We start from the raw sequence: 7025 nt of genomic DNA on the forward strand, positions 1-7025 counted from the left end.
CCATGACCCGGATTCCGGACTTTTCCAATCTGCCGCTGTTTGATCGTGCTACTTCCGGCCCGACCAGCCCGGTCAATACAGCGCCCTGGACCACGCCCGAAGGCATCGATGTCAAAGCGGTGTTTGGCGCGGATGATCTGGTGGGACTTGATCATCTCAACACCATGCCGGGCATGCCGCCCTTCCTGCGCGGTCCCTATCCGACCATGTATGTCCAGCAACCCTGGACGATCCGGCAATATGCCGGTTTTTCGACCGCCGAAGAATCCAACGCATTTTATCGCCGAAACCTCGCCGCCGGCCAAAAGGGCCTGTCGATTGCCTTCGACCTTGCCACCCATCGCGGCTATGACAGCGACCACCCGCGGGTAACCGGTGATGTCGGCATGGCCGGTGTGGCAATTGACAGCATCTATGACATGCGGACCCTTTTTGATGGCATTCCGCTCGATCAGATGTCGGTCTCCATGACCATGAATGGTGCGGTCCTGCCGGTGATGGCGCTGTATATCGCGGCTGCCGAAGAACAGGGCGTGAAACATGAACAGCTTTCAGGCACCATTCAGAATGACATTCTGAAGGAATTCATGGTCCGCAATACCTATATCTATCCGCCGAAACCCTCGATGCGGATCATTTCGGACATCTTTGCCTTTACCTCGCAAAACATGCCGAAATTCAATTCGATCTCGATTTCCGGCTATCACATGCAGGAAGCTGGGGCCACGGCGGACCTTGAACTGGCCTATACCCTGGCCGATGGCATCGAATATGCCCGTGCCGGTCAGGCTGCTGGTCTTCCGATTGATAAATTCGCGCCGCGTCTGTCGTTCTTCTGGGCGATTGGCATGAATTTCTTTATGGAAATCGCCAAAATGCGCGCCGCCCGCATGATCTGGGCCAAGCTGATCAAACAGTTCGATCCGCAGAACCCCAAATCCCTGTCACTGCGCACGCACAGTCAGACATCGGGCTGGTCACTGACAGCACAGGATGTATTTAACAACGTCATCAGAACATGCGTTGAGGCAATGGCATCAACCCAAGGCCACACGCAGTCGCTTCATACCAACGCCCTTGACGAGGCATTGGCCCTGCCGACCGATTTTTCGGCCCGCATTGCCCGCAATACGCAGCTTTTCCTGCAACAGGAAAGCGGCACGACCAAGGTCATCGATCCGTGGGGCGGGTCCTATTATGTTGAACGTCTGACCCGTGATCTGGCGGAAAAGGCATGGGCCCATATTCTTGAGGTCGAAGAACAGGGCGGCATGGCCAAGGCGATTGAAGCCGGCATTCCGAAAATGCGCATCGAAGAAGCGGCTGCGCGCACACAGGCCCGCATCGATAGCGGCCGACAGACACTGGTCGGTGTGAACAAATACCGTGCTACCGATGATCGCCCGGTCGATGTTTTGCAGGTCGATAATGCCGAAGTCCGCCGTCAGCAGATCGCCAAGCTGGAACGTCTGCGTGCCGAACGCAACAATGCGGATGTTGAAGCCGCCCTTACCGCCCTGACCAATGCCGCCGATCAGGGGAATGGCAACCTTCTTGATCTTGCCGTGCAGGCCGCCCGGTCGAAATGCACGGTGGGCGAGATTTCCGACGCGCTTGAAAAGGTTTATGGCCGTCATCAGGCGGTGATCCGGTCAATTTCGGGGGTCTATAAAACCGAAGTCGGTGCCGATAACGAAGCACTGGCCAAGGTTGACCGGCTGGTAAACGAGTTCGAACAATCCGAAGGCCGCCGCCCGCGCATCCTGATTGCCAAAATGGGGCAGGACGGGCATGACCGCGGCCAGAAAGTCATCGCAACCGCCTTTGCCGATCTTGGCTTTGACGTCGATATCGGCCCGCTGTTCCAGACACCCGAAGAAGCCGCGCGGCAGGCGGTTGAAAACGATGTCCATATCGTCGGTGCCAGTTCGCTTGCAGCCGGTCACCTGACACTCGTGCCGCAGCTTCGTGCGGAACTGGACAAGCTTGGCCGCGAAGACATCATGATCGTTGCCGGTGGTGTTATCCCACCGCAGGACTTTGACAAACTTTACGAAGCCGGGGCAGAGGCGATCTTCCCGCCGGGAACCGTGATTGCCGAAGCGGCCTGTGACCTGTTAGAAAAGCTGAAGGAATCAACGTCCGAGGAAGCGGCCTGATTGTGAAGGCAAGATCGTGACAGAAACCGCGCCAAAGAGTGTACCCCAAAATGCACCGGAAACACTGCGCACCGTATCGGGCGGTCCCAAGGGCCAGCCCCGCAAAACGGTGCGCAGGCGGGTTCTTTCAACCGACGAGATTGTTGATGGCATTCTGGCCGGTGACCGCACCATTCTGTCACGCGCGATCACGCTGGTCGAAAGCCGCAATGCCAGACATTTTGATCAGGCGCAGGACGTTCTTTCGCGCCTGATGCCCCATACCGGCGGATCACAGCGGATCGGCATTACCGGCGTGCCCGGTGTCGGCAAATCCACCTTTATCGAGGCCTTTGGCAAAAACCTGACCAAGGCGGGCAAAAAGGTCGCCGTGCTGGCGGTTGACCCGACAAGTGCGCGGTCAGGTGGATCGATCCTGGGTGACAAGACCCGGATGAATGAACTTTCCATCGATCCCAATGCCTATATCCGCCCATCGCCCAGCAGCGGCTATCTTGGCGGGGTCAATCGCATGACCCGCGAAACCATTTTGCTATGCGAGGCGGCCGGTTTTGACGTGGTTCTGGTCGAAACCGTCGGGGCCGGTCAAAGCGAAACCATGGTCGCCCAGATGACCGATTTCTTTCTGGTCCTGATGCTGCCCGGTGCCGGGGACGAATTGCAGGGGATCAAGAAAGGCGTTCTTGAAATCGCCGATCTGATCGCGGTCAACAAGGCCGATGCCGACCCGGCCAAGGCGCGCGAAGCCAAACGCGAATATTCATCCGCCCTTCGCATCCTGCAACCCAGCAGCCATCATTGGCGACCGCAATCGATCATGGTTTCCGCCCTGATCAATGACGGCCTTGATCAGGTCTGGGATTTGATCAACCAGCACCGCACCATCATGGAAAACGAAGGCGAGTTCACTGCGAAACGGGCGCGTCAGCAACGCGACTGGATGTGGACCATGTTGCGCGATCGTTTGCTTGAAACCTTTACCGCCCGCGAAGATGTCGCCGGACGCCTCAAAGCCCTAGAAGCCGATGTTCTGGCCGGGTCAACCAACCCGACCGCCGCGGTCGAGGAAATGCTTGGGCTGATCAAGACACCACATGCTTGAAATAGTCGGCAATTAGTCATTTATTTCAGTGCCTTCCAATCGCCCTGCGTGTAAAAGCTTTAACACACTCTGCATGATTTCATTTGTATGAAGGCACTGATGCAATCACAAAAGACTGTATACGTGCTTGGCGGTTATGGCCTGATCGGTTCCGCCTGTATCAGAGCCCTTGTAAGAGACGGCTTTTCCGTTGTTGGAATTGGCCGGTCGATAGACAAGGGAAAGCAATCCAATCCGGCGATAGAATGGCGAGAAATCAATATTTCCACTGCCAGCACCCAAGATTGGCGGGAATTGCTGTCCAATGCCGACATCATCGTCAATGCCGCAGGCGCACTGCAAAATGGCGCGCGTGACAACCTGATTGCGATTCATGAAACATCCATTGCCAGAATCACGGAAGCGATTGGAGATTCTGGCAAAAAATTCATTCAGATATCAGCCGTTGGTGCAGACATTCAGGCATCAACAGATTTCATGCGCACCAAAGCCCGCGGCGACCAGATCATCATGCAGTCCAAACTGGAATGGTATGTGTTACGCCCCAGTCTGGTGATCGCTCGTGACGCATATGGCGGCACGGCACTTCTACGTGCAGCATCGGCATTTCCCATCGTCAATATGCGCATCTTTCCTGAAGTCCCGGTTCAAATCGTCTCTGTTGACGATGTTGCAGATGCCGTGGTTCAGGCAGCGTCAGGATCAATACGGCCAAAACTGCTGACCGATATTACAGCGGACGAGTGTTATGCGTTTGATCAATTGAAGACAATAATCCGCAAATGGCTCGGCTTCCCGGACTGGCGATACCGTTTTGATTTTCCGCCCTTCCTGTTAAAAGCCATTGGCGCGTTTGCCGATATTCTGGGGTGGTTTGGCTGGCGATCCCCGCTGCGTAGCAATGCTCTTGCGGTACTCGATACAGGCATCACAGGCAATTCGAGTACGTGGATTTCAAATGGTGGCAGGCCATGCAAACCCCTTGAACAGGTACTTGATACGATGCCTGCAACCATTCAGGAACGCTGGTTTTCTCGTATCTATCTGTTGGTTCCTTTTTCTATCGCGATCTTGTCGCTGTTTTGGATTTCGTCAGGCTTGATCGGATTTTATGCGCAGCAAAATGCGCAAAACCTGCTGATTTCGCGTGGCGTTGAACCTTCCCTTGCGCACCTGTTTGTTTTTGGCGGTTCAGTCGCCGACCTTTTGCTTGGCCTATGCGCCCTTGCAAAAAGGACCTGCAAAAGCGCCTGCCTTGCAATGATAGGTTTATCGCTGTGTTACGTGTTTGGCAGTATCGTTATAGCACCCGACCTTTGGCTTGATCCAATGGGACCCATGATAAAAGTATTTCCGGGGATTGCCCTTTCCATGATCACACTGGCGGTTCTAAACGAAAGATGATTTACGAAATCGTTTTGTTCCTGCACGTTATCGGGGCGTTTGTTCTGTTTGGAACCGGTGCGGGAATAGCTTTCTTCTTCGTGATTTCAAACCGTTCAGGAAATCCCGCATTCATCGCGCACACAGCTGGCACTGTTGTTCTGGCAGATGGTATTTTCACCGCAACAGCAGCAGTCGCCCAACCCATTTCGGGTTATATCCTGACGCAGCTCGTTGGCTGGGAGCTGAGCGAAGGGTGGATTGCGCTGTCTTTGGGGTTATACGTGTTTGTCGGGCTATTCTGGCTTCCTGTCGTCTGGATTCAAATCAAACTCCGTGATTTGGCAAGAATTGCAGATTCCGAACAAATTCCCTTACAACCAGCCTATCGCCGTCTTTATCGCATTTGGTTCGCCTTTGGGTTTCCCGCATTTTTCGCGGTTCTGGCGATCATTTGGCTTATGCTGACCAAGCCTTCTTTCTGATAAAAAGGCCGCGCAAAAGCGCGACCTTTGATCGGATAGATCATCGCAGCAGGTCTTATTTCTTTTCGCCCGCTGCTTCGAGTTTTGCCTTAAGAATTTTCAGCTTTTCGACGGCTTCATTGATTTCGGTGTCGAGATGCGCCAGGTCTTCGCGCTTGTCACGCGGCATGGCTTCGATCTCGTTCAAAGCTTTTTCGATGATATAAAGCAAATTCTGTCCTCCGTTATTGGCTGCCGGTTATATGACAGCTCGAAATCTCTTTGTCTTAAGCAGGCCGTAATTCGGCCTGTCATAATCGCCACCGTCATAGCCCGGTTTGCTGTCAGCCCCCATGATCCTGATCAACAATCCGGTCAAACCGGGTCAACGGCTTATGGGTGGCGCACCCGTTTTAGTGCGCACCAATGAGCCGCCCGGATCGTATGCCGGACCTGCGCGTTATTCTACCCAAAACAGGGGTAAAGAAACAGGGATACAAGACAATGTCTGGTGAAAAAAGACCGGCAGGCTAACCGTTGGTGACAGGCTGTTCGAGTTTGTCTTTGAGGATTTTCAGATTTTGCGCCGTTGATTTCATCACGGTTTCAAGACGTGACAGTTTTTCACGGGCATCGCGCGATACGGCTTCGACTTCGTCCAGCGCACTTTCGATGACATACAGCATTTCCACACTCTCCTGCCCGAACCATTCGTTCGGGTCGTTTTATTGTGATTAGACCTTATGAAGGTGGGCGGGAAATTCGCTGAAACCTTGTCGGAAATAAGCCAAATCGGCCTTAATTCGCCGATCCTGCTGTTGGCAAGGCAAACCTGATCTGTGATTTTTGACCGGCATGATGTTGCGGTTTGTGTTAAAAGCCGCGCACTTGATTTCATGAAACGGGATAATCGGCACATGACGCATCTGGTGCTTGCACCAATGGAAGGACTGGTCGACTGGCGCGTTCGGCAATTGCTGAGTGCGACGGGCGGGTTTGACCTGTGCGTGACCGAGTTTATCCGTGTGTCGCAAAACCTGTTTCCGGCCCATGTGTTTTACCGTTACTGCCCCGAATTGCTTCAGGGCGGCAAAACGGCATCGGGCACGCCGGTTCTGGTGCAGTTGATGGGGCATGATCCCGAACTGATGGGTGAAAATGCCGCCTTTGCCGCATCCCTTGGCGCACCGGGGATCGATATCAATTTCGGCTGTCCGTCCAAGACGGTGAATAAACGCGAAGCCGGTGCATCGCTTTTGAAATGCCCCGACAACCTGTTCAACATTGTTTCGGCCGTTCGCCGTGCGGTTCCCGATCATATCCCGGTCAGTGCAAAAATCCGTCTGGGTTATGCCGACAAGGAACTGTTTCTGGACAATTCGCGCGCGGTTGAGGCCGCCGGTGCCCAGCACCTGACAGTGCATGCCCGCACCAAGCTTGAGGGATACAAACCGCCCGCACATTGGGAATATCTGGCGCGCATCCGCGACGCCATTTCAATCCCGATGACCGCCAATGGCGAAATCTGGACGGTCGAGGATTACGCGAAATGCCGCGATATTTCCGGCTGCACATCCTTCATGCTGGGCCGCGGGGCGATTGCCGCCCCGGATATCGCCAATCGGATCAAGGCGTTTGAGACCGGTCAGAATCTCGAAAAACAAAGCTGGTCAGATGTCCTGACGATGCTTTTGACCTATATCGATCTGATGAGTGCCGATGACACCACCGAAAACCATCAGGCCGGGCGCATCAAGCAATGGGTGGCGATGATCCGCAAGGGGCATGAACAGGCCGCCGATTGCTTTGACGAGATCAAGCGCATTCGCGACATTCACGAACTTCGCGCCAAACTGACCATAGACCGCGATAACCCGGAAAATCAGCGGCCAAATGTTCCGATTGCCGCCGAATAGC

At 54.3% G+C, this 7025-nt stretch carries 7 protein-coding genes; 5 read left to right on the forward strand and 2 right to left on the reverse strand.

Features of this window, described 5'->3' with window-relative positions:
* Nucleotides 1–2 precede the first annotated feature (2 nt).
* The 4 genes from scpA to TH3_RS18380 all read left to right on the forward strand — a co-directional run bounded on the left by scpA (nt 3) and on the right by TH3_RS18380 (nt 5129).
* The gene (gene scpA / locus TH3_RS18365; RefSeq protein ID WP_007091700.1) at nt 3–2159 is read left to right on the forward strand and encodes a methylmalonyl-CoA mutase; all 2157 of its coding nucleotides are present in this window, start codon (nt 3–5) and stop codon (nt 2157–2159) included.
* Between the two features lie 16 nt (nt 2160–2175).
* Complete coding sequence (gene meaB, locus TH3_RS18370) at nt 2176–3261, forward strand: methylmalonyl Co-A mutase-associated GTPase MeaB (protein WP_007091701.1); 1086 nt, start codon at nt 2176–2178, stop codon at nt 3259–3261.
* 99 nt (nt 3262–3360) lie between these two features.
* Entirely contained in the window at nt 3361–4665 is a 1305-nt protein-coding gene (locus tag TH3_RS18375; protein ID WP_040061236.1) for an SDR family oxidoreductase, read from the forward strand.
* Nucleotides 4662–5129: a DUF2269 family protein gene (locus TH3_RS18380; RefSeq protein ID WP_007091703.1), complete on the forward strand. Its 468-nt coding sequence runs from the start codon at nt 4662–4664 to the stop codon at nt 5127–5129. Before TH3_RS18375 ends, TH3_RS18380 begins: the two co-directional genes overlap by 4 nt.
* A gap of 55 nt (nt 5130–5184) precedes the next feature.
* Here the strand turns inward: TH3_RS18380 and TH3_RS23110 are convergent, their stop codons facing one another.
* Together TH3_RS23110 and TH3_RS23115 are read right to left on the reverse strand one after the other, a co-directional pair.
* A complete protein-coding gene (locus TH3_RS23110; protein ID WP_156487990.1) occupies nt 5185–5340 on the reverse strand; it encodes a hypothetical protein in 156 nt (51 codons plus the stop codon).
* 298 nt (nt 5341–5638) lie between these two features.
* Nucleotides 5639–5794 carry a hypothetical protein gene (locus TH3_RS23115; RefSeq protein ID WP_167710589.1) on the reverse strand — a complete coding sequence of 52 codons (156 nt, stop codon included), beginning with the start codon at nt 5792–5794 and terminating at the stop codon, nt 5639–5641.
* Between the two features lie 231 nt (nt 5795–6025).
* Here TH3_RS23115 and TH3_RS18385 point away from each other — a divergent pair, with 231 nt between their 5' ends.
* Nucleotides 6026–7024: a tRNA dihydrouridine synthase gene (locus TH3_RS18385; protein ID WP_040061238.1), complete on the forward strand. Its 999-nt coding sequence runs from the start codon at nt 6026–6028 to the stop codon at nt 7022–7024.
* The last annotated feature ends 1 nt before the right edge of the window (nt 7025 follow it).

The sequence above is a fragment of the Thalassospira xiamenensis M-5 = DSM 17429 genome, assembly GCF_000300235.2.
Lineage (GTDB): Bacteria > Pseudomonadota > Alphaproteobacteria > Rhodospirillales > Thalassospiraceae > Thalassospira > Thalassospira xiamenensis.

What these genes read in the sequence shown, in the direction of transcription:
- TH3_RS18380 (WP_007091703.1), top strand. Translation starts at nt 4,662, where the DNA reads ATGATTTACGAAATCGTTTTGTTCCTGCACGTTATCGGGGCGTTTGTT.
- TH3_RS18375 (WP_040061236.1), top strand. Translation starts at nt 3,361, where the DNA reads ATGCAATCACAAAAGACTGTATACGTGCTTGGCGGTTATGGCCTGATC.
- scpA (WP_007091700.1), top strand. Translation starts at nt 3, where the DNA reads ATGACCCGGATTCCGGACTTTTCCAATCTGCCGCTGTTTGATCGTGCT.
- TH3_RS18385 (WP_040061238.1), top strand. Translation starts at nt 6,026, where the DNA reads ATGACGCATCTGGTGCTTGCACCAATGGAAGGACTGGTCGACTGGCGC.
- TH3_RS23115 (WP_167710589.1), bottom strand. Translation starts at nt 5,794, where the DNA reads ATGCTGTATGTCATCGAAAGTGCGCTGGACGAAGTCGAAGCCGTATCG.